Here is a 26,087-nt window from a genome sequence, read left to right on the forward strand (position 1 = left end):
GTAGGCCAGCAGATTGGTTCTGCCTAGGCTGCACCGCCGGTGGGAATACCACGCCAACCGGTTTGACATAAACATCTAATGCCGGTTTCTTGCGCTCGACTGGCTCAGGTTACTGGGCTGCCAAGTCTGTGAAACAAAAAACCGCTAGCGACTACTCGCTAACGGTTTTAAACCTGTTGCCAATTGAACAACGGATTAACTCAGCTTCGCCCCTCAGTCGAGAGTGATTTAATAAAGCCGACCATTAGCAGCAGCATGATGGCCATGAACGGTAGTCCCATCGCCACAGCCCCTGCCTGAATACCCTTCAGTGCGGTATCGCCACCGATAACGAATAACGTAATCGTGACCAGTGCCACCATCAACAACCACAGAATCCGCTGCCCTGCATGAGTATCAGGTTCGCCACCAGCGGCCAGGTTATCAACCACCAACGCACCAGAATCCATTGAGGTGACCATAAATATCACCAGTAGCACGACCACGAGCATGGAGGTAATCGTCGACATGGGCAGGACTTCCAAGAACTGGAATAACGCCATATTAATGTCCACCAGCCCGGCCACAAGCGCGCCCTGTCCTGCTGTAATCTGATTAATGGCGCTAAGACCAAAAGCGGCGAACCAGAATACAGTCGCAATAGTTGGGAATACCATCGCCACACAGACCAACTGACGCAGCGTACGGCCACGTGAAACCCGTGCGATGAACACCCCTACAATTGGCCCCCAGGTGCACCACCAAGCCCAATAAAAGACGGTCCAGCCTTGAAACCAGTCTTGATCCGGGCGGTTGACCCAGTTAGCCAACGGGCCAAAGTATTCGACGTAATCGACCGCAGTGGTGACCACTGAGGAGAGAAAGGTCCCCACACCAACGGCGACAGCGACCAATACAAATAGAGCCAGCGCCAAAAGCATATTGATGTTGCTTAACAGCTTCACCCCAGCATGCATACCTCTCCACAATGAGAGAGCTGCAAGGCCGGTTACCGTGAAGATAAACAACAATTGAAAACTGAAGGAGTTGGCGACACCCAGCACATGGGTAATCCCGGCCGTCGCTTGCATAGCACCCAAACCCAGCGAAGTGGCCAGGCCAAATACGGTAAGCACCACAGTAAAGATGTCGACGATTTGTCCGGGTAAGCCTTTATAGGCATCGCCAATCAGCGGTTTCAAGCCAGAACTGAGTGAAAAAGGCATGCCTTTATTAAACGCAAAGTAGCCAATAACCAAGGCACTGGTGAGATAAATCGCCCACGGATGAAGCCCCCAATGGAACATGGTTGCACCCATTGCGGCATGCGCAGCATCAGGGGTGTTTTTAACCACGTTTAACGGCGTTTTCCACCATTCAGTGTATTGCGCCACGGGTTCGGCAACGCCCCAGTAAAGTAAACCCACGCCCATGCCCGCGGCGAACATCATGGAGAACCATGACAGTATGCTGAATTCAGGTTTTGCATCCTCGCCACCCAAGCGAATTTTCCCGTAAGGCGATACGGCAACACCGGCACAAAACAACACGGCCATATTGCCCATAATCATAATGAACCAATCACAGTTTATTAGAATCCAGCCTTTGATTGACTCCAGGGTCTGGCCAAACGCAACAGGGTCATAAAGCGCTATCAACACCAGTGCTAGCACGATAAAAAATGATGCCGGGAAAATTACGCGGTGGAAGTTCAATCCCATGATGCGCATATTAAATGCGGGAGGATGTGCACCTTCTGCAGCTATTTCTTTCATTACAGGGCCTCGCTATTATTTTTGTATTTAAATCGATTCTGCAGCGTGTTTCGTCATTGCCAAATCACTACAAGGCTTGCGCTGGAATGTGATATTCAGTCAGGTTAATCAGCTAGACAAACCATTTTATCTGGTGGATTTATGACTTTTTGTCACTGATATTTTTCTTATCGTCAACCTGAGTTAGCTGCCGTTAAACTATTGAAAAACCAGTTCCTTACGTGGTTCTGTTCGGGTCACTGATGGCTCATGCCAACGCGCTTTACCAAGCGTCAACATGGGTCAAATTTTGCAAAAACATGGAGGTTTCAACGCGCGGTATCAGTTGAAGAATGCCCACCCTGCTCAAACAAGCCCATGGCGTTGCTTCCAGTCACCTGGATGCACCACATAACCGAACAATGCATGACCGCCATAGACCAGCTCAGTGCCTTCCGGAATCCACAACATCTGGCCTGGACTGACGCGATACAGTTGACCATTGGCCTGCAGCTCGAAGCAGCCTTCTATGACAAAAATCACTTCATCATAGAGCAGCGTCCAAGCCACTTCAGCGCCCTCCCAACGAGCAAAGCCGATGCCTATATTGGGTGAAATCTCATTGCTAACTGCACGCGCAACAAATGCCTGTCCATTACTGTCGGCGGCGTTGCGCAAGGTAAAGTCGAGATCATGATGATCGATCAACAGCACCGGGCCTTTACCCGAAGTTTTCACGCTGGACGTTGCGCTACTCATATTTCACTCCGACTATTGAATGCAGCTAAACGAATCCGTGAGCGCACGCCTATGCCCAGGAATGGTTCAGGTGGATTGAGTGATGGCATGCCGGTAACCGCTTGAATATCACGCAACTGGCTTGAGTCCGCACCGATTGCCAGATCTGCTAATAAAGTTCCAGAAATGGTGCCCCATGCAGCGCCTACACCATTGTCGCAAGCGGAGGCAAAAACGCCGTCCTGCAACTCGCCAAAGAAATTAGTGAAGTTGCGAGAAATGGCATACACCCCGCCCCAGGTATGGGTAAACGGCACAGCAGCCAGTTGCGGAAAACGCGCCAAAAATGCCTTGCGATGATCGGCTGCGACCTGTTGGCGCATGGCATCGCTGGTGCTACGACCGTACTTGGGTACGTGCTTATAGGTGTTGCGAATAATCAACCGGCGGTCTTGGGTCATGCGTACTGTGGTACCCGCATGATCAGCTGGGGTCAGGCCCCAATCCAGTTGGCCACCATACGCTGCGAGCTCGGCGTCTGTGAGTGGCCGCGTCCAGCTGGCGAACGTCATCACTGGCAGCAGTCGATTGCGCAGGAAACCGAATTCCTGAGTAAAAATACTGGTGCCCAACAACAGCTTTGGCGTGGTGATGTTCCCCTGTGTGCCATGCAGAATCCAGCCGCCGTTGGCATCACGCTCAAGCCGTTGAATCGGTGACTCTTCAAGTAACTCGACATTGTCAGGCAGACTGCGAGCCAGCCCATTCACCAGCGCTGCTGGCTGCATCAAGTAGCAGCCCGGGGTGAAGATGGCCTGGCTGTAGTGTTGACTGCCAATAACCTTGGACAAGCGCTCACGGTCAACCCACTCAAAAGGCTCACCGAGGTCTTTCATCAAGCTTGCAAAGTGCTCAAGGTAAGCCTGCCCGCGCTGGCCCACTGCACCTTGGTATTTGCCCGCGTGTGACCATTGGCAATCAATTTCATGCAGGTTTACCAGCCCTTGTAGCTGGCTGATAGCCGCGCGATTAAGTGCTAGCAAGCGCTGCTTGTGCGCCGGGTCAGGATGTTCAAGCGCAAACTTGTGCGGCAGATCAATCACAAAACCCGAGTTTCGCCCTGAAGCGCCATACCCCACACGCTGGGCATCGACCAAAACTATACGAGCTTGCGGCAGTTGCTCAGCGAGTCGCCTGGCGGCGGCGAGGCCAGCAAAGCCTGCGCCGATAATGGCGTAATCCGCCCGCTGTTGGCCCTGCAAGCGCTTGGCCGCTGGCACATCATGCAAAGCGCTGTACCAGCCGCAGCTTGAGTCGTCCAACGGCAAATTAACCTTTTTATTAGTCATGATGTGTCTCTCAGGCTACGTCTTGTTGCGCGGTTTCACACGATTGCAGCCAGCTACTGCGTTGCACTTGTGCCTGGCGTCCAAGTAGGACAAAACCGTGCAATTTTCCCGCAGCACAATAGAACCCTGCGCTCAGCCCATCATCAGTCGGTGTACAGCGCCATTCACCTTGAATACCGATTGCCGGAGGCAGCAGGCAAAGTGGCGCCGCTGGTGTTTTCACCATGACCGGCATCAGTGGGTAGTCAGCCGAACACAGTTGCCCAAGCAAGGTTTTACTCAGCGCTTGAATGCCCTGATTGATAGGCGCCAGATACGGCAATAACTGCCCGTCGATTTCAATGCAATCGCCCAAGGCGTAAATACCCGGAATTGAAGTCTGCAAATTCGCATCGACTTGGATGCCGCGATCAGTCGCTATACCCGCGCTGTTTGCCAGTGCCAGATTGGGCCGTAGGCCAACAGCCGACAACACCAGGTCTGCTTGCAGCGTTTCACCGCCGGTTAGCTGTAGTTGATACCTATGCTCCAGCCGATCAACTTGCGCCACTGAATTTTGCAGGTACCAATTGACGCCCTGCTCACTCAACGCCGATTGTAAATGTTGCCCGGCTTGTGCCGGTAACAAGCGCTCCATCGGCCACTGCCCCAGGCCAATAACACTGACCTGATAACCATTACTGGCTAGATCATTGGCGAACTCACAACCAATCAGGCCATCACCCACAATCGCCACATGCTTAACCCCGTCCAGACGCTGGCGAAAGGCTTGGTAGTCATGCAAGTTGTTGACACTGAGCAAGGCATCGCTATCACCCGCGATCGGCAAACGAATCGGTGCAGCGCCACTGGCCAATACCAACTGGCCGTATTCCATTTCACCAAAACTGGTGTGCAGCACACGCTTAACGCTGTCGATACGCTCGACCCGGCAATGTGGGTAGATGCGGATATTCAGGCGTTTTTCCAGCGCCAATGGCGTCTCACCCGCGAGTGCTTCAGCGGTTTTCCCTTGGGTTAAACCAATCGATAGTGCAGGCTTAGAATACAAATGCCCGGACTCTTGAGTGAGCAAACGAATTTCAATGTGCGCATCTGCCCGACGCAGAGCCTGAGCCAAACCGTAACCGGCATAGCCGCTGCCGATGATCACGATTGGCTGGCGCGGTTGTACGCTTACTTCTGGTTTAACAACTGGCTTCGTGGCCGTTGCTGGAGTTGCCGTTACTGGAGTTGCTACAGCGATGATCGGCTCGTCAATTTCGAGCATCTCGAAATCACTTTTACCGACGCCACACTCTGGGCAAATCCAGTCTTCTGGTACATCTTCCCAGCGAGTTCCGGCAGCAATTCCATCTTTAGGCCAGCCTTCAGCTTCGTCGTAGATCAAGCCGCAAACCACACATAGCCACTTTTTCATGATTGCCTCCACTACTCGTCAGTAACACGGATGGCTACGTTTTTAGTTCGTACGTAGCTGTACAGTGCTTCCTGACCTTTCTCACGCCCAAAACCTGAAAGGCCGACACCACCAAATGGCGTTTCAATACCACCGGCGTACCATTCATTTACGAACACTTGGCCTGCCTTCAAGCGGCGTGTGCAGCGCATGGCACGGCTAATATCCTGGGTGAAGACACCGGCAACCAGCCCGAAGTCCGTGCCATTGGCTATGCGTAACGCATCCTCTTCAGTATCAAACGGGATTATTGCCAGCACCGGGCCGAAGACTTCGACTTGAGCAATGCTCATTTGCGGGGTGACATCGCGTATCACCGTTGGGCGCATAAAGTGCCCGGCACGATCATTAAAAGACTCACCACCGGTAGCAATAACCGCACCTTCGTCAGCAGCGTTGCGGCACAGTTGCTCGATACCCACAAGCTGCCCGGCACTGATGACTGGCGTCAGGTCAGGGTTCTGTTCACCAATACCCACACTCAAGCCTTCGGCCATTTGTACGACCGAGGCAACGATTTCATCGTAGATTTCACGCTGCACGAGCAGCCGTGACAGCGCTGAGCAAACCTGACCGGCATTGAAGAAAATACCGTTTTTGACACTGCTCAATACTTGTTGGCGATCGGCATCAGTAAACACCAGTGCGGCCGATTTACCGCCCAACTCCATCACACTGGGTGTAGCGTTTTCAGCTGCTGCACGCAGGATTGATTGCCCGGTTGGAACTGAGCCGGTGAATACGATCTGGTCAACCTGCTTGCTGCTCACAAGGTAGGAGCCCACTTCACGGCCGCGACCGCAAATCAGGTTTACCGCGCCTTTAGGCAGCCCGACTTTGGCAATTGCACGTATTAGCACGCACATACTGAGCGGCGATAGTTCTGGCGACTTGATCACCACCGCGTTCCCAGCAGCCAAGGCCGGTGCCAGCGAACGTGCACAAATGGATACGGGAAAATTCCAAGGCACGATCTGCGCTGATACACCCATTGGATCGTATTGGGTGAAATCCATATAGCCGTTACCCAGTGGAATCGAGGTGCCTTCAATTTTGTCGGCCATCCCAGCGTAATACTCAAAATAGCGCGCAGCTTCGGTGAACTCATCACGCGCATCATTCAAGCTTTTGCCGTTTTCCTGGCAGAGCACCCATGCGCCCTCTTCGGCAACCGCACGAATCTCAGCCGCAATCTGTAGCAACCAGGTCACCCGCTGAGCGGGGCGCACCCGGCTCAACTCGTTGCTGTCAGCGCAACGCCGCGCCGCATCGAGTGCGCGCTGAGCGTCAGCCACAGAAGCTTGAGCGATAGTTGCCAGAGGCTCGCCATTGGCAGGCTGATTAACCTTAAGGTGGTTAGCGCTGTCGACCCATTCACCGTCGATATAGTTGAGCCAGTGAGCAGCAATCTTGGTCATGTCTGTCTCCTCAGGCGGACTTGTCGGTTTCTAGGAAATGGCGAGCGGCCCAGGTATGGAAAAAATGGGTCGGGATATCCATTTCAGGCGAGAAGGCACCGCCTTTGTAGCCTGGCGAATGACGACCTTTTTGCATGCCTTCTACCGAGCTGATGTCTTCGGCGAACACCACTTTCCACGATTCCAGAATTGAATTGCGGCACGCAGCGTACTCATCGTTAAGCGCCTCATCCCCCACATAGAACACACGCAAATGTTCGAGGGTTCGCCCCGGCGCTACAGGCTCCAGTTGCATGGCGAAAGCATGGTCGGCCTGAATACCCAGCAGTACGTTCGGGAAGAACGCTACATACTCGGCATTGCGTAAGCGGTCCTGCGGCCAGCTCGGGAACTTCGGCATATGCGTGCCAGCCACATCGGACAGGTTGTAGGCATAACTGCCTTGACCGGCGAAGTTATCGCCAAACATGATGTTGTAGTGGTCTTCAAGGCGCGAATAAGTGTTCAGGCTGGGGTGAACCCAAGGCAGGTGATAAGCCTCGCAGTAATTCTCAACGGCGAGTTTCCAATTGCAGTTGATATCCAGGGTTGTGGCATCAAAACCTGGACGGCGACGCAGCAGGCCCATACCTTCTTCGCCAATGAACTGGGTCCAGCGTTCAGTCAACGGTGCAAGCATTTCTTCCAGCGGCTGTGCGTCACCCGATAAATTGATGAACACCATATCCATCCAAACCGCGCTGCGCAGCGCTTTCAGACCATGCTTTTCGCAGGCAAAACGCTCATCCTTGTGCTTGTCGATACCGCCCACGTGCGGGGTTCCACGCAGCGCACCATTCAAGTCGTATGTCCAAGAGTGGTAAGGACAACGAATAACACCCTGTACAACGCCTTCTTCTTCCACCAACTTCATGCCGCGGTGGCTGCACACGTTGTGGAATACCTGAACCACCCCTTCACGATTACGCATCAACAGCAAAGGCAGGCCCATGAAGTCAACTGGCTTCACCGCTCCCTTTTGCGCCAAGTCACTGGCGAAGCCGATACATGCCCAGGTTTTGCCCATGACCTCATCACGCTCAAGCTCGAAATAGCGCTGCTCGGTGTAGAACTCATTGCCGAGTCCGGTGGCTTGATGAATAGGGTTGAGGACACTTTCCAGTTGCTGGACGGGAATACGTTGAGAGATGGAATTGTTCATTGTTTTTCTCCCCTGCTGGGCACGTTAGATCATGTTCGGCAGGCATATAAGCCACACTCCGTTGACCGCGAGTTTCGAGAAAAACAGGGATTAGCGACAAACGATTTTTTACATCATGACTTATTACTTTTAATCATTAATAGTTGTAGCGAGAACCTATAACTTGCTTTCTAGCCAATTTATAATTTTATATATGATTAAAAGTCATTAATTGAAGAGTAAAACTAACAGCTAAACATGACGCTTGAAACTTGCCTGGAAAGAAAGTGCGCTCAAGGTAAGCGCACAGGGAATAACTAACCGTGTGACATAACTAATCGTGTGTTCGCTCAGGCGCCGGACTCAGGATCACTTATAGCAATCGGCAATTGAGAAATTAACCATGAACGAAATTGCTTAACACTCTGGCGCGTTGATGCCCGGTTGTTCGGCTCGAGCAAACAAAATTGGCCTTCAGTCATCAAGGTCGACTCAACGGGACGCACCAAGGCCCCGGTCTGCAAATGGTTGTCGACCAGGTTCGACCAGGCCAAAGCGATGCCTTGCCCGCCGATGGCTGACTGCAGCAACATTGAATAGCTGTTGATATTGATCCGATGGCGCGGCTGAACCATTTTTGTACCCAGTCGGGTAAACCACTCAGACCAACCAATCCAATCTCGTTGTGGGTCTTCCAGCCACAACAGCGTGCAGGATGAAAACTGCTCAACACTCTCCAACTCAGGATGCTTGGCCAAATAAGCCGGGCTGCAAACCGGGAACACTTCCTCGGTAAACAAGGGGGTTACTTGCATGTTTTTCGGTGAGGTACGGCAATAGTAAAGCGCCAGGTCGCAATCCAGCCGCGAGTAATCTTTGACGTGATCGTAGGCGATGATGCGTAAATCAATATCTTCGTTATCGCGCTGGAACTCAGCGACTTTCGGCAGTAACCACAGTGAAGCCATCGCCGTGCTGGTTGCCACCGTGACTTGCTGCGAACCTTTCCAGTGGCGTATTTCGCCTGTGGCGCTGGCGAGCTGAATCAAGGTTTCACGCACGACTTCGTAATACTGATTACCTGTCGGCGTAAGGTTCATGGCTCGGGTCGTACGCTCAAATAACGCCTTGCCCAAATAATCTTCAAGCAATCTAACTTGGCGACTAATCGCCCCTTGGGTCACATTGAGTTCATGTGCAGCAAGGGTGAAGCTCAAATTACGCGCAGCACTCTCAAAAGCAACCAGGCTATTCAACGGTGGCAATGGATTAATTTTCATCAGGCAACCACTTGTTCTTATGTTTGTAGCCCATCTGACTTCAGTTGAAGCGTGATTTGATAAAGCAATACTCTGCTAGCCTGGCTCAAGTATCTGCAGGCACAGATACTTGTTTTCGAGAGCTAAGCAGGCTTTATCAACACGCCATCAATAAAGTGACTGATGAGTCGTTTATCGCAAGCATGGCTTTTTACGCCATCCTTCAGCGGCTCCGCCAGTCTTTTTTTATGCAGGTGCCGCATGCTGACCAGTGGCCAGTAACTAAGGAGTGACTGTGGTTTGGCATTAGACCAGTGGGCTTACTGTTAAGCGTTTATTCTGGCCTCAACCTCTGCTGCCGGGTTCTTTTCTGAATCCGTGCTGCTCTCCTGCCCGGCTCAGCGACAAACCCACCAGGACCCCACGTCCAAATGAAAGTGGTTGCGATGTGCAGCGTTATAATCCGGGCTCAGCACCACGTTGAACGCATCACAGGCGCCGTCGCGTGCCAAGCGCAGGAAGCGCGCATCTTCACCCTCTCCCGACCAATCCTTGAGTACGCTAATGCGTCGGCCATCAGCCAAACGAAAGCCTGCGATATCCAATGCGTCAGCACTTGCGTGTTGACTAAGAGCTCCGCTTTTGCGGTTGTATATATTGCGGCAGGCGAAGCTGCCGAGATGGTCGATTTGGCTGACTGGCTGTCCATAAACCGCCTTTGCAGCAGGCTGTAAGCCGTGGCGCTCAAATAAGGCAAAGGCCACCGCAAGAGGACAACTGGCCAGGAAGCTGCTGCTCAAACCCACATCGCCGCCCTGAATCCGCACAACATTTTGCAGCGGACAACGAGCATCTGCGGGGCTGTCTTGCTGCTTCACAACCCGCAGACCGGAACCGCTCAGGACCCGCTCACAGAGCTGAGGATCATCGCGCAGCCGCATCAGTTTGAAGCGGGTCAGCCAATTCGGCTTGGCGCGCACATCCAGCGGTGCCCATGGATTCCAGGCATTCGACAGCGGTATCCAGCCTTGCCTGATTCCGACAAGCACCCCAGAAACCAGCAAAGCTAACAACAAAAGCACCTTCACAAACCGCACGACAACTCCTGACTATGAGCCGTTGGACTGGACAGCCACAAACACTACTGCGTCGTGTTCGACACCTTTCTGCACAGAACCATGATCAAGACTGCTATGCCAAAACACACAAGTATATACCTGCATATGCCAGCGACCTCGCCCATTATCTGAGCAGTCCGACTCTGATCACCGGCACGCTTGTATCCATCCGACAGTGGGAACCAACGGCCCTTTGTCGGGCTCTCTTGCGTTAAGCGCCGTGCGGCAATCCCTTACCACTGCGAATCTGGAGAAAAGTCATGACACGTGGAAGCAAAGACAAGTACACCGAAAAGCAAAAGCGCAAAGCCGAGCACATAGAAGACAGTTACAAGGAAAAAGGCGTACCAGAGGACGAGGCGCAAGCACGGGCCTGGGCTACGGTAAACAAGCAATCTGGAGGGGGTAACAAAACTGGCGGCTCTGGTCAGCAGACCGACCCACCTAGCAAACAGGCGGCACGCCAATCATCCGCACGTCGCGCCGTTGCCACACGCAAAGGCACGCCCCGTCCCGGACAGCGACTGGACAGGATGACCAAGACCGAGCTTATGGATTTGGCGCGCAAGCGCAACCTGACGGGTCGCTCGACGATGCGCAAACAGCAACTGCTAGACGCATTGCGCGAGAGTAAGTAAGCGCATCAGCAAGGGCTTTGGGGCGGCTCGATATTAAGCCCAAGGGTATATCGGCAGGTGCAGTAAGCAGCATGAAATTGACTGATTACTCAGCGCCCTACTTTCATCGCCGCGTTTCAATTTTTACTAGTTTGCCATCAATAAACTTCAGGTATCGAGACGCGCCGTTATCAGGGCCGTATACCCAGTTTTCAATGGTGACTGAATTGTTTTGCGGTAGGCCGTTAGCCCCAATCACTGGTGGGATTGTCTGGCTTGACGCAGGCTCGCCGCATTTATCCAGAACGACTAAAGTGCTGTCGCCTTCACTGATAATCCCATTGGAACAACGCATTGATGCGTAAGCGCTGGTATTGATGACTGCGAGCACCGCAGTCACAAGCAAAGTCACAGCATTACGAGTTAGTTGCATATTTGCCTATTAACCTTCAGAGGTAGCTGCTCCACTTATAAATCAAGTCTAGCAGCCCTCCTCACGCCTGTTACATGACCTAGTTCATGCCCAGCCAGTTTGGCAGCGCCATTGAAACGGCTGGGATGTAGGTAATCACCATCAGGAAGCCTAGCAGCAGCATCAGCCAAGGCCATGCGGCGCGGATCACCTGATGCAACGGCATACCGGTCACCGCCGAAGTCACGAACAGGTTCAGACCCACCGGCGGGGTTATCAATCCGATCTCCATGTTGACCACCATGATGATGCCCAGGTGGATCGGGTCGATGCCCAGTTGCACGGCAATCGGGAACAGGATCGGTGCCAGAATCAGGATGATGGCCGACGGCTCCATGAACGCACCGGCGATCAGCAGCACGATGTTGACCACCAGCAAGAACTGCCAAGGCTGCAAGCCAGCTTCAATCACCCAGGCGGTGATGGTCTGCGGGATTTGCTCGGTCGTCAGTACGTGAGCAAACAGCATGGCGTTGGCGATGATGAACATCAGCATGATGGTCAGCTTGCCCGAGTCGAGCAGCACTTTCGGGCAGTCGCGGAAAGTCAGGTCTTTATAGACAAACAGCGCGACAAAACCGGCGTACACCGCGGCCACCGCAGCGGCTTCAGTCGGGGTGAACATACCCGAGTAGATACCGCCGAGAATAACCACCATCAGCAGCAGGCCCCAAATCGCTTTACGTGCGGCGGTGAGGAACTCGCGGAAGGTTGCACGTGGCTGTGCAGGCAGGTTCATTTTGCGCGCGACGATGTAGATCGCCAGCATCAACGCAAAGCCCAGCAGCAGGCCCGGAACAACCCCAGCCATAAACAGCTTGCCGACCGATTGTTCAGTCGCCGCTGCGTAGACAACCATGACGATTGAAGGCGGAATCAAGATGCCCAGCGTACCGGCGTTACACACGATACCGGCGCCGAACGCTTGCGGATAACCCGAGCGCACCATGCCCGCGATGGCAATCGAACCCACGGCGGCAACGGTGGCCGGCGATGAGCCCGACAGCGCGGCAAACAGCATGCAAGCCATTACCGCCGAGATCGCCAGACCGCCACGGATGTGACCGACGCAGGCGTTGGCAAAGTCGATCAGACGCTTGGCCACGCCACCGGTGGTCATAAACGCACCGGAAAGCAGGAAGAACGGAATCGCCAGCAGTGTGTAATGCTCGGACGTTTCAAACAGTTTGATCGCCAGCGAACGGACCGAGTCCGGGCTGAACAACATGATCGTCACGGAACCTGCAAGGCCCAGCGATACCGCAATCGGCACGCCGATAAACATCAGCACAAAGAGTGCGACGAAGAGGAACAGAATGGTCATTGGTTATGCTCCCCGTGCTCTTTCAGTTTCAATGCATCTGCTGCTTCATCAGCCAAGCCCAGGCCAGTTTGCTTGTTGCTCAGAATGCGCACGAAAATTTCCAGAAAACGGATAAACACCATGGCGTAGCCAAATGGCACGATGGCGGTGATGTGCCATTGCTGGATGCCGTAATGGCCAAGGTCTTCAGCACCGATGCCCGCAGTGAACAGGGTTTTGACCCAGTCAAAGCTGCCAACCGCGATCATTCCGGCGTAAGTCAGGCAGGCAACGCAAGCGATCAGGCCAATGACTCGCTGAATTGGACGTGGGGCCAGCTTGACCAGCGCATCCACACCGATATGCCCTGCAGTGCGGACACCGTAGGCCAAACCGAAAAATATTAACCAGGCAAACAGCGCCTTGGTCAGGGCAATACTCCAGGTCATGGACTGCGCCATGTCGAGGATGTGGTCACCGATCCAAAACAAGGTTTCGCTACCGCCTTCCCACTTGTCAGCCCAGCTGTAGAAGAAGGTGTAGAGGTTGTTAAGGATTACGTAGGTAAAGGTTACTAGCGTCATCGACCCTAATAGAAAGGCTATGAAGCCTTCTTCGAAGTGGTCCCAAACGCGCCTTAGGGCGCCCATTAGAAGTCTCCTGAACGAGTTTTTATTGGTTTGATCCATAAGGAAAGCGGGACTCTACCCCAGCAGTCTGAAGCTCGACATTCACCATTTCTGCACGCTGGTTTCGCTGCAGCCTAAGGCTGATTCGATGAGGTGGTTAAATAGGCAACGCACGGGATCAAACAGTCGCTGTAAACACTAATGAGCGGGACAGCACAGCGCTTAAAACAGCTGGTAAATGTTCACTCAGAACACCTAACCACCATTTTTGCTTGATTTGCCTTTCACTCATTAAGCTGTTGCAGGGATGTAAAGCAGGCCTCTGGCCAGGCACCCGGCTGGACTTAACGCTGATAGTGGGGGCATTAAGATGAGCCGAGTTATCGGGGTAAGCCAGAAGCCTGAAACTGGAGTGTGACCACCCAGACGGTGGCCACAAGAGGCTATTAGTTAGCTTGATTTGCTGCTTTAGCCGCTTCGATTACATCAGCACCGATCTGCGCTTCAAACTTCTTCCACGCAGGGCTGACCGCGTCACGCCAGGCGTTGCGCTGTTCAGGTGTCAGGGTAATCAATTCAACTTTGCCTGAGTCAAGGATCGCCTGCTTGGCTTGCTCGTTGACCTCAGCTGCTTGCTTGTTCACTTCAGTCGTTACTTCAGCAACGATTTCTTCAAGCTGGCTACGGATATCGGTTGGCAGACTATTCCAGAACTTGGTGTTGGTAATCAGTACGTAGTTACCAATGGCATGATCCGACTCGATCATGTACTTCTGAACTTCGTAGAACTTTTGGCTGTAGATATTCGACCACGGATTGTCCTGGGCGTTGACTACGCCAGTCTGCAGGCCTTGATAAATCTCAGCGAAAGACATTTTACGAGGCACTGCACGCAATGCACTGTATTGCGCGGCTTGTAAATCAGAAGGCTGCACCCGGAACTTCAAGCCGCGAGCATCGGACGGTTTGATCAACGGCTTGTTGGCGGTCAGCTGGCGCATACCATTGAGCCAGAATGCCAAGCCAGTGATGCCTTTGTCTTCCATCGACTTGAGCATCGCCTTGCCCTTGTCAGAGTTCTGGAAGCGCTGAGCAGCGGCCATGTTGTCAAACAGGAACATCATGTCAAACAGCTGCAATTGTTTGGTGTATTGCTCAAGTTTTGATGGCGCTGGCGCAAGCATCTGCACCTCATTAAGCATCAGGGCTTCCATCTCCTTACCATCGCCATACAGCGATGAGTTGGAGTAGACCTGCACTTCAACTTTGCCAGCCAGGCGCTCATCAACCATTTTCTTGAACAGCAGTGCGCCTTTGCCCTTCGGGGTGTTATCAGCAGTAATGTGCGAGAACTTGATCAGGATGGGATCCGCAGCCTGGGCAGTCAGGGCTCCCGCCAGCGCAAAACCGGTGAGCATGCCCAGCAGGACACGACGTACAGATGGATACTTCATGGGGTGAGCTCCTATTATTTTTGTCTGAGCGTTGAAACGACAGATACCCTGCAACAGGCGCTCAGCGCTTCACCGACACCCGAACTCTATCGCGCGCTTTTCCCAACTGAAATTCACATTTAAGCAATAAGGCCTTCGGCATTCACGAAGGCAAACGCAAGTCGCTAACACGTGACTCACTGCTTACCAGATGTTCGAGCATCTGTTTTGCCGTCACCGAAAGCGCATCAATACTGCGCACCGCAATCTTGATTTCGCGCCGTGCCCAGTCATCGGTGAGGTTAACCATCTGTACATTCAAGGCTGGCAGATATGTACGCACGGCAATCTCAGGTAACACGCCGATGCCCATGCCTGTGTGGATCATCCGGCATATCGCCTCAAAGCTGCGCACCTGAATACGCAAACGCAAAGAGGCGCCAAGATGATGTACCGAATGCTGCAGCAGACTGTGCAGCGAAGCATCCTGTTGCAGGCCAATAAAGTCATAACCCACGGTTTCACGCAGGGCTACCGAACTGCGTGTAGCCAGTGGATGATCATGCGGTGTCACCAGTACTAACTGATCATGGCGGTAGGTGAACACCTGCAAATCGTCAGCGGGTACATGCCCGGCAAAAATGCCAATGTCGGTCAGCCCCTCGCGGACTGCACGGATAGCTTCACTGCTGACCCGCTCTTCCAGATCAATTTTCACCTCTGGATGCAACTGGGTGAACGTGCTCAAGTCTTCGGGTAGAAATTCAATAACCGCAGACGTATTGGCGTGAATACGCACATGGCCTTTAACTCCGTCACTGAACTCGCTGAGGTCTGCGTTCAACTGTTCAAGGTTATCCATAACGGTGCGCGCATGGTGCAGCAATGCATGCCCGGCCGGAGTCAATTCAACGCCCTTTGGCTGGCGATAAAGCAAGTTGATACCCAGTTGGCTCTCAAGATCACTCACCCGTTTACTGACCGCAGCCAATGCGAGATGCTCACGCTCGGCGGCCTTGGTCAGGCTGCGTTCATCGGCAATCGCGATAAACACTTTGAGTGTTGTGAAGTCGATACGGCGCATGGCGTCTGTCCTCTGCCAGTTTTTGAGAAAAGCCTGGCGCTTGATGCAAAACTCGAAGGGGTTCGTTACCCAATACAGACAAGGCTCTCACAGATTAGCTTCGTAGAATACGAAGTCAGGCTTGATAATTGATCAATTGTTCTCGAATCGGGGTTGAGTAATTCTGCAACCATAGAGAACAAAGCACCCCGCTAGAGGCACAACAATGACAGATCAAAACGTGACCAACATGGCGCTGCAAGGGTTGAAAGTGGTTGAGATGGGCCAGCTGATTGCTGGTCCGTTCGCCAGCAAACTACTCGGCGAGTTTGGCGCGCAAGTGGTCAAGATCGAACCACCGAAGGTCGGTGACCCGCTGCGCAAATGGCGCAAGATTAAAGATGGCACCTCACTCTGGTGGCATGTGCAGTCGCGTAATAAGCAGTCACTGACACTGAACCTCAAGGAAGCCGAAGGTCAGGACATCGTACGCAAGTTGATTGCTGAAGCCGATATCCTGGTTGAGAACTTCCGTCCAGGAACGCTTGAAGGCTGGGGGCTGGGCTGGGATGCGTTATCAAAGATCAATCCACGGCTGATTATGCTGCGTATTTCTGGCTACGGTCAGACCGGCCCATACCGTGATCTACCCGGCTTCGGCGTGATCGGTGAAGCAATGGGCGGTCTGCGTCATCTTTCCGGTTATCCGGGCCAAGCGCCGGTCCGAGTGGGCATCAGCATCGGCGATTCCCTGTCATCGCTTTACGGCGTGATTGGCGTATTGCTCGCACTGCAAGAGCGCCAGCGTAGCGGGCTGGGCCAATTCATTGATGTGGCCTTATATGAGTCCGTCTTTGCCATGATGGAAAGCCTGATTCCCGAATACGATGCCTTTAACTACATCCGCGAACCCGCTGGCAGCGCCCTGCCCGGCATTACGCCATCAAATTCTTATCCCTGTGATGATGGCAGCTTCGTATTGATCGCCGGCAATGGCGACAGTATCTACAAGCGTCTGATGACCCTGATTGGACGCGAAGACCTGGCCAACGATCCACGTTTGGCACAGAACGATGGCCGCAGTGAGCATGCCGAGTTGATTGACCAAGCCATCGCCGATTGGACATGCCAGCGTGGCCGCGACGAAGTACTTGCTGCACTGAATGAAGCCCGCGTTCCAGCAGGTTTCCCTTATACCGCGGCAGATATCGTTAAAGACCCGCATTACCTTGCGCGGCAGATGATCGAAACCGTACAAACCGCTGCGGGCCCATTAAAAGTACCCGGCGTGCTGCCAAAGCTGAGCCGCACACCGGGCCGCATCGGCACCGGAGGCCCGGCCCTGGGTGAACATACTGATGACGTTCTAGCGGGTCTGGGTCTCACCGACGAGCAGCGTCAGGGCTTGCGCGACCGCGGCATAGTTTGAGGAGGTAATGATGAGCAAGCGTCTGTACATTCAGGAAGTGGCTACGCGCGACGGCTTCCAGATAGAACCCAACTTTGTTGCCACCGAAGACAAGATTGTCTTGATCAATCGCCTCTCGCACAGTGGGTTGGCCAAGATCGAAGCCACCTCCTTCACCTCGCCCAAAGCAATCCCCAACTTGCGCGACGCGGAAGAAGTGATGCGCAGCATCGAGCGCGTAGCGGGAGTTGAATACACCGTGTTGGTACCTAACGTGAAAGGCTGCGAACGTGCGCTTTCATGTCAGGTTGATGAGGTCAATCTGGTGATGTCCGCGAGTGATACCCATGGTTTGGCTAACCTGCGTATGGCCCCTGAGCAATCACTGGCACAGTTCAAAGAGATCATCGAAGTCACGCGTGGCAGCGATGTGTTTATCAACGCGTCGCTCTCCACCACTTTTGGCTGCCCCTTTGAAGGCGCTGTAGCCGAGGCTCGCGTGTATGAATTGATTCAGCGCCTGGCCGACATCGGCGTGCAAGGCATCACGCTCTGCGACACCACCGGCATGGCCGATCCTGCGCAAGTTGAGCGCATCAGCCGCGAGGCTCTGCAGCGCTGGCCTGAAAGCGTATTCACCCTGCACTTTCACAATACCCGCGGCATGGGTTTGGCCAATGCAATCGCAGCACTGAATGCGGGTGTTGACCGCTTTGATGCCTCGCTCGGCGGTTTAGGCGGCTGCCCATATGCACCGGGGGCCAGCGGTAATATCTGCACTGAAGATTTAGTGCACATGTTGCAACGCATGGGTTTTGATACCGGGGTTAATCTCGACACTCTGCTGCAGGCTGCCGCCAGCCTGCCTGAATTACTCGGCCATGATGTACCCGGTGCGATCCTTAAAGCTGGTAAAGCTGATCGACGTTATCCAAAACCTAAATGGATGGCAGCGACAAACTGATCTGCAACCAATAAAAAAGCGGCTGACAGTTTTGCTGTCAGCCGCTTTTTTATAGCTGAGCAATAAACAGTTAAGGCGTGTTTGAAGCCTCAGCCGCTTTGATTAGATCAGCACCAATTTCTGGTTCAAACTTCTTCCAAACGGGCTTCATCGCTTCGCGCCATTGCGCACGTTCTTCAGGCGTCAGGGTGATGATTTCAGTGGTGCCGGAGTCAATGATTTTTTGCTTAGCTTTTTTATTAAGCTCTTCGGCCTCTTTGTTCACTGCAATAGTGACCTCAGCAACGATTTCATCCAACTGCGTGCGAATATCCTCTGGCAACGTATTCCAGAACTTGGTGTTGGTGATCAGCATGTAGTCGATAAGGCCATGATCCGACTCAGTCATGTACTTCTGCACTTCATTGACTTTCTGGCTGGCGTAGTTCGACCAAGTGTTCTCGGTGCCATTGACCACGCCAGTCTGCAAGCCTTGGTAAACCTCGGCAAAACTCATTTTGCGTGGGTTAGCCCTGATCGCCTTGAACTGCTCTTCAAGTACGGCGGAGGCTTGCACACGGAACTTCAGGCCACGGGCATCGCCCGGAACACGCAATGGCTTATTTGCCGATAATTGCTTGGTGCCATTGTGCCAATAAGCCAAACCTGTAATGTTTTTGCTTTCCATCGACTTCAGCAAAGCCTTGCCTTGTGGGCTGCTTTGAAAACGGTCAGCGGCGGCCAGGTTGTCAAACAAAAATGGCAGGTCAAAGATCTGAATCGGTTTGGAATACTGTTCAAATTTGGCTAGCGATGGCGCCAACATTTGTACATCGCCCAACAGCAATGCCTCCATTTCCTTCCCGTCACCATAGAGTGATGAGTTTGGATAGACCTCAACCTGTACTTTGCCCGGTAGACGCTCTTCCACCAGTTTTTTAAACAGTAATGCACCTTGGCCTTTCGGGGTGTTGTCTGCAACCACGTGGGCGAACTTGATGATGATCGGGTCTGCTGCTTGCGCCAAGCTGGCGAAGCCAACCGACATCGATACAGCAGCCGCGCATAGCAGTGTCTTGAATGGAAGCTTGTACATAAAGTACCTCTTGTTATTGTTGGTAGGACAACACCTCCGCGCTGATGCCCAGAGGTTATTTGAACCCGTTAGTGATTATTTGGAGCCAGTGATTCCTGCGCGTTCGAGTACACGTTTGGCATGGCCAAGAACCGGTGCATCGACCATTTTCCCGTCTACCACAAACACGCCAGCGCCCTGCTCTGCTGCACTCATTACACGCTGCGCCCAAGCCAATTCATCAGCCGCTGGCATCAAGCTCTGATGGACCACTGCAACTTGTTTGGGATGAATGCAAAGCATGCCGCCAAAGCCCATATCGCTGGCGTCGCGAGCAAACTGAGCAAGCCCGGTGGGGTCGTCTATTGCCGGGAAAACGCTGTCTAGCGGGGGCGCGAGTTTAGCCAGGCGAGACTGCAGAACGATGGCGAATCGAGCCTGATCAAGCATGCGCGTAGCACCTGTTGTGCCGGCCGCGAGACCGAGATCCAGGCCTAGGTCCAGACCACCAAACGACAAACGCTCGACGCCTTCAGCCTGGGCAATTGCAACCAACTCCTGCAGACCTTTGGCGCTTTCGACAATTGGCCAGATTGGCTTTTTACAGACGGCAACATGAAGCACTTGTGCCGCACTTTCTATCTTCGGCAGCAACACGCCGATAACCCCTTGATGCCGCGCACATAGCGCAATATCAGCTTCATGCCCGGCGTGCCCCGCAGCATTGATGCGCACATGCAGTCGGGCATCCGGGTTTGCCTGCAAAAAAGCATCAAGGTCAGCCCGTGCCTGCTCCTTGAGCTTTTCCTCTACTGCATCTTCAAGGTCTACGATCACTGCATCACTGCCAACGGCGAGTGCTTTAGAGATACGCTCCGGACGCGATGCAGGCACAAACAATGCCGTACGTATGGTCGATGAGTTCATAGTCTTATCGCTCTTTATAGGTTGCACAGACACGGCTTAAACGACACCTTGGTCGTGCAATTTCTGAATATCGTTAGTGCTCAAACCCAGCTCAGTAAGCAGCTTGTCGGTGTGCTGGCCCAACGCGGGAACGCCATCCATTCGTGGGCTAAAGGCACTGTTTCGCCCCGGTGGTAACAACGCGGGAAGCATGCCTGACGGGCTCTGCACTTCGGTCCAACGTTCACGGGCTTTGAGTTGCGGGTGCTGCCATACCCCAGCCATGTCATTGACATGAGCATTGGCGATTTGCGCCTCATCCAGCCGGGCAATAACTTGCTCAGCCGACAATGCAGCAAATCGCTCAACAATAATTGCGCGCAATTCAGCGCGGTTATCAGAGCGTTTTGAGTTGGCTGAAAACCGCTGATCATCTGCGAGCTCAGGTTGCATCAGTACCTTGTCGCAGAAAGCACGCCACTCACGCTCGTTCTGCAAACCGAGCATCACGGTGCCGCCATCTCCTGCGGGGAATGGTCCATAAGGGTAAATAGTTGAGTGCGCGGCACCTGCGCGTGGCGGTGGCGTTGCGCCTTGGTAGGCGTAGTACATGGGGTAACCCATCCACTCGACCAGGCTTTCGAGCATCGATACATCAACCCGGCTACCGACCCCGGTTTTGCCGCGCAGCATTAACGCTGACAAGACGCCGGTATAGGCATACATACCGGCGGCAATATCGGCAATCGAGCAACCAGCCTTGGCCATCTGCTCTTCGCCTTCACCACCGGTTACGGATAAAAAGCCACCTTCACTTTGGATCAGCAGATCGTATGCTTTCTTTTGCTCATACGGGCCGCCTTCGCCGTAGCCTGAGATATCGCAGACGATTAACTGCGGAAAGCGCTCATGCAAGGTCTCAAATGATAATCCCATGCGCGCAGCTGCACCCGGCGCGAGGTTTTGTACCAGCACATCAGCCTTAGCCAGTAAGTCTTCCAGCACAGCAGTGGCAGGTTCTTGTTTGAGGTCAAGGGTCAAACTCTCTTTGGAGCGGTTGGTCCACACAAAGTGCGAAGCCAGACCCGACACACGCTCATCGTAGCCCCGCGCAAAATCACCCGTGAGCGGACGCTCGACCTTGATCACGCGGGCCCCTAGGTCAGCCAGTTGGCGGGTACAAAATGGCGCAGCAATGGCGTGCTCCAAACTGACAACAGTGATGCCATCCAACGGACGCGGTGAACTTGTAGAGGTATTCATTTTTTAATCTCTTATTAGACCGCTCAGGCTTAAACCGGCACAGAATTTGAGGTCGCGATTAGCACAAGCTGCGCACTGACGCGCACTGGCGTAAGTTCCAGACCTGCGCAATCAGCTCATCTGTTTTGCTCGTGTCGTTGTGTCCAGCGAATGCCAGTAACCGGCGGAACTTGTCTTCCAGTTCCGCGCGCGACAAGGTGTTGCCTGGGTCGCCTTTAGGTTCATCTATCGCACTATGCAAATGGCGACCATCAACTGTCAGCACTTCAACACGGCCGAGCCAACGCTGCGGATACGCTTGGTCAACCTCTGCGTCGAGTTGCATCCGCACCTTTTGCCGAAAACTTGAAACCCGCGGGTCGTGCAATGAAAATTGCTCAAACTCCGGCAGCCCAGCCTTGCCATGCACGGCAATCAAGCCCAGCACTGTGCCCATTGAGAATTTGGCCTGATGCACGCTGCTCGGCACATCGACACGGCCAAGCACATCAATGGCCCCTTGATGGACCTTAGTGGTGACCTGTTCAATCTGATCAAAACTCAGCGCTTCAGCTTGCATCAAGGCAAGCAGTGCATCTGCAGCTGGATGCGTGTGACGGCACGATGCATGGAACTTGAACGATGTTTCACACAGCGCCCAACGACTGCCAAGCCGATCGGATAACTTGCTCGGGTCAGCATCACTGGACATGCCAGCCGCTAAACCCTGATCACCTTCAAGAATATTCCGCGCACCGCTTAAACCATCAGCCGTTAGATAAGCCGCAAGCAGACCATCAGCAGCGGCTTTGGCGGTGTGCAATTGCTTGGAGTCAGCGGCGTCGCGTAAAAACTCCCACAAGCCTGCAGCCTGGGTGCCAGCAGTTCCAAGCAGATTGATGAACTGCTCACGATCAAACTTCAGCAACTTGCCAACGCTGACCGCAGCAGCCAAGGTACCGACCGTGGCTGTGGTGTGAAAAATGGTGTAGTGCGAGCGCCCGAGAAATTCACCAATGCGAATCCCCGCTTCGTATCCCACAACCGCCGCCAGTATTAGATCCTGACCGCTGCAACCGAGGTCCTGAGCAGCTGCCAACGCAGCCGGGAACACCACAGTTGCGGGGTGTAAAACTGAGCTATTGTGCAAATCATCCTGTTCGACCAGGTGCGATGAGGCGCCATTCACCAGCGCAGCAAAGTAAGGACTAGTAGTTTTGCCACTGACCAGAATCTTCGCTTTACCCGTTTGCGGGCCCATGGCTTGCGCATAACGCTCGAACAACGGGATCGGGTGACGATCATGGCTGGCGAGCGCAGAACCAAGCCAGTCGAGGTACAAGTCCTCAGTCCTGGCCAGCACAACCCGGTCAAGCTGCTCATAACGCAAATCAGCCAAAAACGCGGCTAGCTGTTCGGTATGGGTCATGGTTTGCTACCTTAGAAAGAACGTGGCAGGTCGAGCAGATGCTCGGCGACATAAGACAGAATCAGGTTGGTCGATATTGGTGCCACCTGATACAAACGCGTTTCTCGGAACTTACGTTCAATGTCGTATTCACAAGCGAAGCCGAAGCCGCCGAAGGTTTGCATACAAGCATTGGCCGCCTCCCATGAGGCTTTAGCTGCCAGATACTTAGCCATATTGGCGCTAGCACCGGCATTCTCACCGGCGTCATATTCATCACAGGCGCGCCATCGCATCAGGTCAGCCGCTTCGATTTCAATGTGAGCTTCGGCAATAGGAAATTGCACGCCTTGGTTCTGGCCAATCGGGCGTCCAAACACTTCACGATCACGGGCATATTGGCTGGCTTTCTCGATAAACCAACGACCATCACCAATACACTCGGCAGCAATCAGCGTGCGCTCGGCGTTCAAACCATCAAGAATGTAGCGGAAGCCCTTGCCTTCTTCGCCAATCAGGCTGTCGGCAGGCAGTTCGAGGTTATCGAAAAACAACTCATTGGTTTCATGGTTGACCATATTGGCAATGGGTTGCACGGTCATGCCATTGCCGATTGCGTCACGTAGATCGACCAGGAAAATCGACATTCCCTCGGACTTTCTTTTCACTTCGGCCAGCGGCGTGGTACGTGCCAGCAGAATCATCAGATCAGAATGCTGGACCCGTGAAATCCATACTTTCTGACCATTGATCACATACTTATCACCCTGCTTGACCGCAGTGGTTTTGATTTTGGTGGTGTCAGTACCGGTCGTTGGCTCGGTCACGCCCATTGATTGCAGACGCAGCTCGCCACTTGCCAGTTTTGGCAGGTAGTAGCGCTTCTGCGCTTCGCTGCCGTGACGCAACAGGGTAAACATGTTGTACATCTGCCCGTGCACCGTGCCGGAATTGCCGCCACAACGGTTCACTTCTTCAAGGATGACCGAAGCTTCAGCCAGCCCCAGACCAGAGCCGCCGTACTCTTCGGGGATCATTGCTGACAGCCAGCCGGCGTCAGTCAGCGCCTTAACAAAGGCTTCTGGAAAGCCTTTGTCTTCATCTATTTTGCGCCAGTACTCGGCGTCAAATTCTGCGCAAAGCGCACGTACGCCTTCACGGATAGCATTCAGTTCTGGATTCTTATTCGGATTCATAATTCGCATCTCGTTTGAGCCAAAGGCTTGGCTGTATCAGTCAAATTTCACTTCGCTGCGCTGAGCAGCACCCGCTTCGTTTCCGGCCCACAACTGAGCGGTTCCGCTGGATTCAATTTTGCCGCCGACCGCAAATGGTTGCGGTGCAACCAACGGACGCAAGCCTCGGTAAGAAAATTGGCGCAGACGGGCTTGTGGGTTGGCTCGGCAAAAGGCGCGCAGGCTCAACGTGGCGATCAACGGGCCGTGTACCACCAACCCCGAATAACCCTCGGTGTCAGTCACATATGGCCAGTCATAGTGAATACGGTGACCGTTAAAGGTGACTGCCGAGTAGCGGAACAACAGGGTTGAAGTCGGCGTTATCGACTCATGCCAATCACCTTCGCTCAGCGCTTGACCGCTGCTGGTTTTCGGCGGACTGGGCTCGCGGTAAACAATGTTTTGATCTTCACGAATGGCCAGTTCACCATCCTGAAAGTACTCATGCTGCACGGTGACGAACAACAGCGCGCCGGTACTGCCGTGTTTCTCTTCGATATGGGTGATCGTTGAAACCCGGCTGGCGTCGCCGCCCACACGTAATGCTTGGATAAACTCGATTTTGCCGCCAGCCCACATGCGGTTTCGGTTATCGGCTGGCGGTAAAAAACCGCCGCGTGCTGGATGGCCATCTTCACCTAGACCGCTCTCGGCCACAGGATTCTGAAAGAAAGCCCAATGCCACAGTGGCGGCAGCGCAGCGCCGTGGGCCGGGGTTTCTTCACCCAGCGTTGCGGCAATGCGCATCACCAGATTACGACTCAGTTGATCGTGGACTTCTTCGGAACGGCCAATCCAGGCAGATAATGCGGCGTCAGTCATGGGTTACTTCCAGCAGTGCTTTTTTTAGTTGCACTTAGGATGCGTCTGACACAGCGTTCTGTGAATTTGCATTTACATAACTCGGCGTTCAGTTATTCTGAACGCTGAATATGTCCTCATTCAATGACGCAGAGACTGTCTATGCATTTCGATTTACCCGACCTGCGCTTGTTTATTCATATTGCTGAGTCGCCGAGCCTGACTCAGGGGGCTCGGCGTGCATTCCTTTCGCCTGCTGCTGCCAGCGCGCGCATCAAATCACTCGAAGCGCAGCTCGATTCGCGCCTTCTCTACCGGGACAGTCGCGGGGTTGAACTCACCCGCGCAGGTGAGCGTTTGCTGCACCATGCACGGCTGATCATGCGCCAGGTTGATTACCTGAAAAGTGAGTTTGCGGATTACGGTGCGGATGCTGCGGGTCATATCCGCATATTTGCCAACACCACGGCGGTAACCGAATTCCTCCCAGAGATTCTTGCCGGGTTTCTCGCTGAACGCCCCGGAGTCAGTGTCGACCTGCAAGAGCGCTTAAGCCGAGACATCGTTCGCGGTGTACTTGATGGCTCAACTGACATGGGGATCATCGCCGGTCCCGTAGAAGTCAGCGGATTACAAGTGCTGCATTTCAGCACCGACCGTTTGTTGCTGGCGGTGCCAAAAAATCACCCGCTTGCTGATAAACCGCGAGTAACCCTACGCGATACCCTTGAATATCAGCATATTGGTCTGCACGAAGGCAGTACGCTGCTGAGCTTCTTACGCGAACATGTTGAGAAACTCGGCAAAAAATTATCACTTCGGATTCAGGTTTCGAGTTTTGAAGCCATCTGCCGCATGATTGAGGCAGGGGTTGGCATCGGCATCATTCCCGAGTCAGCAGCCAGCCGCCACAGTCGCACGATGGAACTTACGACTATCGAGCTTGATGAACCGTGGACGGTGCGTGAGCGCAGCATTCTGGTACGTGATCTAGACGCCTTACCCGGCAGCGTCAGGGCATTGATTGCCACACTGATGCCCACGCTAATTCCAGAGTCACAAAGCGTAAAGGACGTTGAACCACAATAGACCTCTGCCCCAACTGACAAGAACCTTGAGGGTGCAACGGCGTGCTCGATCTACTGACCTACATATTTGCTGAATTGCTATTGCGTTGTATTAGCTTCCCAATCGGCTGGCCGCTGGTAAAACTATTCACGCTAGGTCGGTACCCAACCAAGGGCAGCTGGTTTGCGGACAGACCGGAAACACAGTGGACCGCTGGAATAGGTCTT

General features: G+C 53.6%; 23 protein-coding genes and 1 pseudogene. 4 read left to right on the top strand and 20 right to left on the bottom strand.

The window, feature by feature from the left end; translation table 11 throughout:
• Positions 1 to 200: 200 nt before the first annotated feature.
• The 9 genes and pseudogenes from B9K09_RS11530 to B9K09_RS11565 form a co-directional block, all read right to left on the bottom strand.
• Positions 201 to 1,754: a BCCT family transporter gene (locus B9K09_RS11530; protein ID WP_087516932.1), complete on the bottom strand. Its 1,554-nt coding sequence runs from the start codon at positions 1,752 to 1,754 to the stop codon at positions 201 to 203.
• A gap of 345 nt (positions 1,755 to 2,099) precedes the next feature.
• A complete protein-coding gene (locus B9K09_RS11535) occupies positions 2,100 to 2,492 on the bottom strand; it encodes an ethanolamine utilization protein EutQ (protein ID WP_087516933.1) in 393 nt (130 codons plus the stop codon).
• On the bottom strand, positions 2,489 to 3,820 hold the full coding sequence (locus B9K09_RS11540) for an FAD-binding oxidoreductase (protein WP_087516934.1): 1,332 nt from the start codon (positions 3,818 to 3,820) through the stop codon (positions 2,489 to 2,491). The genes B9K09_RS11535 and B9K09_RS11540 overlap by 4 nt, the downstream gene beginning before the upstream one ends.
• Before the next feature lie 10 nt (positions 3,821 to 3,830).
• Positions 3,831 to 5,090 (bottom strand): FAD-dependent oxidoreductase, encoded by a 1,260-nt coding sequence (locus B9K09_RS11545; RefSeq protein WP_256574313.1) that lies wholly within the window; start codon positions 5,088 to 5,090, stop codon positions 3,831 to 3,833.
• Positions 5,079 to 5,240, bottom strand: a pseudogene (locus tag B9K09_RS22810) (rubredoxin); the annotation flags it as partial. The pseudogene B9K09_RS22810 and the gene B9K09_RS11545, both read right to left, overlap by 12 nt.
• Before the next feature lie 11 nt (positions 5,241 to 5,251).
• Complete coding sequence (locus B9K09_RS11550; RefSeq protein ID WP_087516936.1) at positions 5,252 to 6,697, bottom strand: aldehyde dehydrogenase family protein; 1,446 nt, start codon at positions 6,695 to 6,697, stop codon at positions 5,252 to 5,254.
• A 10-nt stretch (positions 6,698 to 6,707) separates the two neighbouring features.
• Positions 6,708 to 7,898 (bottom strand): aromatic ring-hydroxylating dioxygenase subunit alpha, encoded by a 1,191-nt coding sequence (locus B9K09_RS11555; RefSeq protein WP_087516937.1) that lies wholly within the window; start codon positions 7,896 to 7,898, stop codon positions 6,708 to 6,710.
• A 329-nt stretch (positions 7,899 to 8,227) separates the two neighbouring features.
• A complete protein-coding gene (locus tag B9K09_RS11560) occupies positions 8,228 to 9,157 on the bottom strand; it encodes a LysR substrate-binding domain-containing protein (RefSeq protein ID WP_087516938.1) in 930 nt (309 codons plus the stop codon).
• A gap of 377 nt (positions 9,158 to 9,534) precedes the next feature.
• The gene (locus B9K09_RS11565; RefSeq protein ID WP_087516939.1) at positions 9,535 to 10,233 is read right to left on the bottom strand and encodes an extensin family protein; all 699 of its coding nucleotides are present in this window, start codon (positions 10,231 to 10,233) and stop codon (positions 9,535 to 9,537) included.
• Between the two features lie 281 nt (positions 10,234 to 10,514).
• On the opposite strand from B9K09_RS11565, the gene B9K09_RS11570 reads away from it, so the two are divergent.
• Positions 10,515 to 10,892, top strand: a complete 378-nt coding sequence (locus B9K09_RS11570) for a Rho termination factor N-terminal domain-containing protein (protein WP_087516940.1) — start codon at positions 10,515 to 10,517, stop codon at positions 10,890 to 10,892.
• Between the two features lie 103 nt (positions 10,893 to 10,995).
• Here the strand turns inward: B9K09_RS11570 and B9K09_RS11575 are convergent, their stop codons facing one another.
• The 5 genes from B9K09_RS11575 to B9K09_RS11595 form a co-directional block, all read right to left on the bottom strand.
• Positions 10,996 to 11,304 carry a DUF2845 domain-containing protein gene (locus B9K09_RS11575; protein WP_087516941.1) on the bottom strand — a complete coding sequence of 103 codons (309 nt, stop codon included), beginning with the start codon at positions 11,302 to 11,304 and terminating at the stop codon, positions 10,996 to 10,998.
• A gap of 79 nt (positions 11,305 to 11,383) precedes the next feature.
• Positions 11,384 to 12,667 (bottom strand): C4-dicarboxylate TRAP transporter large permease protein DctM, encoded by a 1,284-nt coding sequence (gene dctM / locus B9K09_RS11580; RefSeq protein WP_087516942.1) that lies wholly within the window; start codon positions 12,665 to 12,667, stop codon positions 11,384 to 11,386.
• The gene (locus B9K09_RS11585; protein ID WP_087516943.1) at positions 12,664 to 13,296 is read right to left on the bottom strand and encodes a TRAP transporter small permease; all 633 of its coding nucleotides are present in this window, start codon (positions 13,294 to 13,296) and stop codon (positions 12,664 to 12,666) included. The genes dctM and B9K09_RS11585 overlap by 4 nt, the downstream gene beginning before the upstream one ends.
• A gap of 425 nt (positions 13,297 to 13,721) precedes the next feature.
• Positions 13,722 to 14,729, bottom strand: a complete 1,008-nt coding sequence (locus B9K09_RS11590; RefSeq protein ID WP_157699350.1) for a TRAP transporter substrate-binding protein — start codon at positions 14,727 to 14,729, stop codon at positions 13,722 to 13,724.
• A gap of 142 nt (positions 14,730 to 14,871) precedes the next feature.
• Positions 14,872 to 15,792 (bottom strand): LysR family transcriptional regulator, encoded by a 921-nt coding sequence (locus tag B9K09_RS11595; protein WP_087516944.1) that lies wholly within the window; start codon positions 15,790 to 15,792, stop codon positions 14,872 to 14,874.
• 205 nt (positions 15,793 to 15,997) lie between these two features.
• Here B9K09_RS11595 and B9K09_RS11600 point away from each other — a divergent pair, with 205 nt between their 5' ends.
• Together B9K09_RS11600 and B9K09_RS11605 are read left to right on the top strand one after the other, a co-directional pair.
• On the top strand, positions 15,998 to 17,200 hold the full coding sequence (locus tag B9K09_RS11600; RefSeq protein WP_087516945.1) for a CaiB/BaiF CoA-transferase family protein: 1,203 nt from the start codon (positions 15,998 to 16,000) through the stop codon (positions 17,198 to 17,200).
• 10 nt (positions 17,201 to 17,210) lie between these two features.
• On the top strand, positions 17,211 to 18,143 hold the full coding sequence (locus B9K09_RS11605) for a hydroxymethylglutaryl-CoA lyase (RefSeq protein ID WP_087516946.1): 933 nt from the start codon (positions 17,211 to 17,213) through the stop codon (positions 18,141 to 18,143).
• A 70-nt stretch (positions 18,144 to 18,213) separates the two neighbouring features.
• On the opposite strand, the gene B9K09_RS11610 is transcribed toward B9K09_RS11605, so the two are convergent.
• The 6 genes from B9K09_RS11610 to B9K09_RS11635 form a co-directional block, all read right to left on the bottom strand.
• Positions 18,214 to 19,218 carry a TRAP transporter substrate-binding protein gene (locus B9K09_RS11610; RefSeq protein WP_087516947.1) on the bottom strand — a complete coding sequence of 335 codons (1,005 nt, stop codon included), beginning with the start codon at positions 19,216 to 19,218 and terminating at the stop codon, positions 18,214 to 18,216.
• A gap of 75 nt (positions 19,219 to 19,293) precedes the next feature.
• Positions 19,294 to 20,124 (bottom strand): CoA ester lyase, encoded by an 831-nt coding sequence (locus tag B9K09_RS11615; RefSeq protein ID WP_087516948.1) that lies wholly within the window; start codon positions 20,122 to 20,124, stop codon positions 19,294 to 19,296.
• Between the two features lie 36 nt (positions 20,125 to 20,160).
• Positions 20,161 to 21,366 (bottom strand): CaiB/BaiF CoA-transferase family protein, encoded by a 1,206-nt coding sequence (locus tag B9K09_RS11620; RefSeq protein WP_087516949.1) that lies wholly within the window; start codon positions 21,364 to 21,366, stop codon positions 20,161 to 20,163.
• A gap of 58 nt (positions 21,367 to 21,424) precedes the next feature.
• On the bottom strand, positions 21,425 to 22,774 hold the full coding sequence (locus B9K09_RS11625) for an MmgE/PrpD family protein (RefSeq protein WP_087516950.1): 1,350 nt from the start codon (positions 22,772 to 22,774) through the stop codon (positions 21,425 to 21,427).
• An 11-nt stretch (positions 22,775 to 22,785) separates the two neighbouring features.
• Positions 22,786 to 23,949, bottom strand: a complete 1,164-nt coding sequence (locus B9K09_RS11630) for an acyl-CoA dehydrogenase family protein (RefSeq protein WP_087516951.1) — start codon at positions 23,947 to 23,949, stop codon at positions 22,786 to 22,788.
• Positions 23,950 to 23,985: 36 nt separating this feature from the next.
• Positions 23,986 to 24,813, bottom strand: coding sequence for a MaoC family dehydratase N-terminal domain-containing protein (locus B9K09_RS11635; RefSeq protein WP_087516952.1), 828 nt, complete (start codon positions 24,811 to 24,813; stop codon positions 23,986 to 23,988).
• 141 nt (positions 24,814 to 24,954) lie between these two features.
• Here B9K09_RS11635 and B9K09_RS11640 point away from each other — a divergent pair, with 141 nt between their 5' ends.
• A complete protein-coding gene (locus B9K09_RS11640; RefSeq protein WP_087516953.1) occupies positions 24,955 to 25,881 on the top strand; it encodes a LysR family transcriptional regulator in 927 nt (308 codons plus the stop codon).
• Positions 25,882 to 26,087: the final 206 nt, after the last annotated feature.

It is taken from the genome of Pseudomonas sp. M30-35 (assembly GCF_002163625.1).
Lineage (GTDB): Bacteria > Pseudomonadota > Gammaproteobacteria > Pseudomonadales > Pseudomonadaceae > Aquipseudomonas.

Excerpts from the sequence above, each read along its gene's own strand:
- B9K09_RS11600 (WP_087516945.1), top strand. The coding sequence starts at position 15,998 with ATGACAGATCAAAACGTGACCAACATGGCGCTGCAAGGGTTGAAAGTG.
- B9K09_RS11535 (WP_087516933.1), bottom strand. The coding sequence starts at position 2,492 with ATGAGTAGCGCAACGTCCAGCGTGAAAACTTCGGGTAAAGGCCCGGTG.
- B9K09_RS11630 (WP_087516951.1), bottom strand. The coding sequence starts at position 23,949 with ATGAATCCGAATAAGAATCCAGAACTGAATGCTATCCGTGAAGGCGTA.
- B9K09_RS11560 (WP_087516938.1), bottom strand. The coding sequence starts at position 9,157 with ATGAAAATTAATCCATTGCCACCGTTGAATAGCCTGGTTGCTTTTGAG.
- B9K09_RS11585 (WP_087516943.1), bottom strand. The coding sequence starts at position 13,296 with ATGGGCGCCCTAAGGCGCGTTTGGGACCACTTCGAAGAAGGCTTCATA.
- B9K09_RS11615 (WP_087516948.1), bottom strand. The coding sequence starts at position 20,124 with ATGAACTCATCGACCATACGTACGGCATTGTTTGTGCCTGCATCGCGT.
- dctM (WP_087516942.1), bottom strand. The coding sequence starts at position 12,667 with ATGACCATTCTGTTCCTCTTCGTCGCACTCTTTGTGCTGATGTTTATC.
- B9K09_RS11640 (WP_087516953.1), top strand. The coding sequence starts at position 24,955 with ATGCATTTCGATTTACCCGACCTGCGCTTGTTTATTCATATTGCTGAG.
- B9K09_RS11605 (WP_087516946.1), top strand. The coding sequence starts at position 17,211 with ATGAGCAAGCGTCTGTACATTCAGGAAGTGGCTACGCGCGACGGCTTC.
- B9K09_RS11540 (WP_087516934.1), bottom strand. The coding sequence starts at position 3,820 with ATGACTAATAAAAAGGTTAATTTGCCGTTGGACGACTCAAGCTGCGGC.
- B9K09_RS11625 (WP_087516950.1), bottom strand. The coding sequence starts at position 22,774 with ATGACCCATACCGAACAGCTAGCCGCGTTTTTGGCTGATTTGCGTTAT.
- B9K09_RS11590 (WP_157699350.1), bottom strand. The coding sequence starts at position 14,729 with ATGAAGTATCCATCTGTACGTCGTGTCCTGCTGGGCATGCTCACCGGT.
- B9K09_RS11610 (WP_087516947.1), bottom strand. The coding sequence starts at position 19,218 with ATGTACAAGCTTCCATTCAAGACACTGCTATGCGCGGCTGCTGTATCG.
- B9K09_RS11545 (WP_256574313.1), bottom strand. The coding sequence starts at position 5,090 with ATGCTCGAAATTGACGAGCCGATCATCGCTGTAGCAACTCCAGTAACG.
- B9K09_RS11595 (WP_087516944.1), bottom strand. The coding sequence starts at position 15,792 with ATGCGCCGTATCGACTTCACAACACTCAAAGTGTTTATCGCGATTGCC.
- B9K09_RS11555 (WP_087516937.1), bottom strand. The coding sequence starts at position 7,898 with ATGAACAATTCCATCTCTCAACGTATTCCCGTCCAGCAACTGGAAAGT.
- B9K09_RS11575 (WP_087516941.1), bottom strand. The coding sequence starts at position 11,304 with ATGCAACTAACTCGTAATGCTGTGACTTTGCTTGTGACTGCGGTGCTC.
- B9K09_RS11570 (WP_087516940.1), top strand. The coding sequence starts at position 10,515 with ATGACACGTGGAAGCAAAGACAAGTACACCGAAAAGCAAAAGCGCAAA.
- B9K09_RS11635 (WP_087516952.1), bottom strand. The coding sequence starts at position 24,813 with ATGACTGACGCCGCATTATCTGCCTGGATTGGCCGTTCCGAAGAAGTC.
- B9K09_RS11620 (WP_087516949.1), bottom strand. The coding sequence starts at position 21,366 with ATGAATACCTCTACAAGTTCACCGCGTCCGTTGGATGGCATCACTGTT.
- B9K09_RS11550 (WP_087516936.1), bottom strand. The coding sequence starts at position 6,697 with ATGACCAAGATTGCTGCTCACTGGCTCAACTATATCGACGGTGAATGG.
- B9K09_RS11530 (WP_087516932.1), bottom strand. The coding sequence starts at position 1,754 with ATGAAAGAAATAGCTGCAGAAGGTGCACATCCTCCCGCATTTAATATG.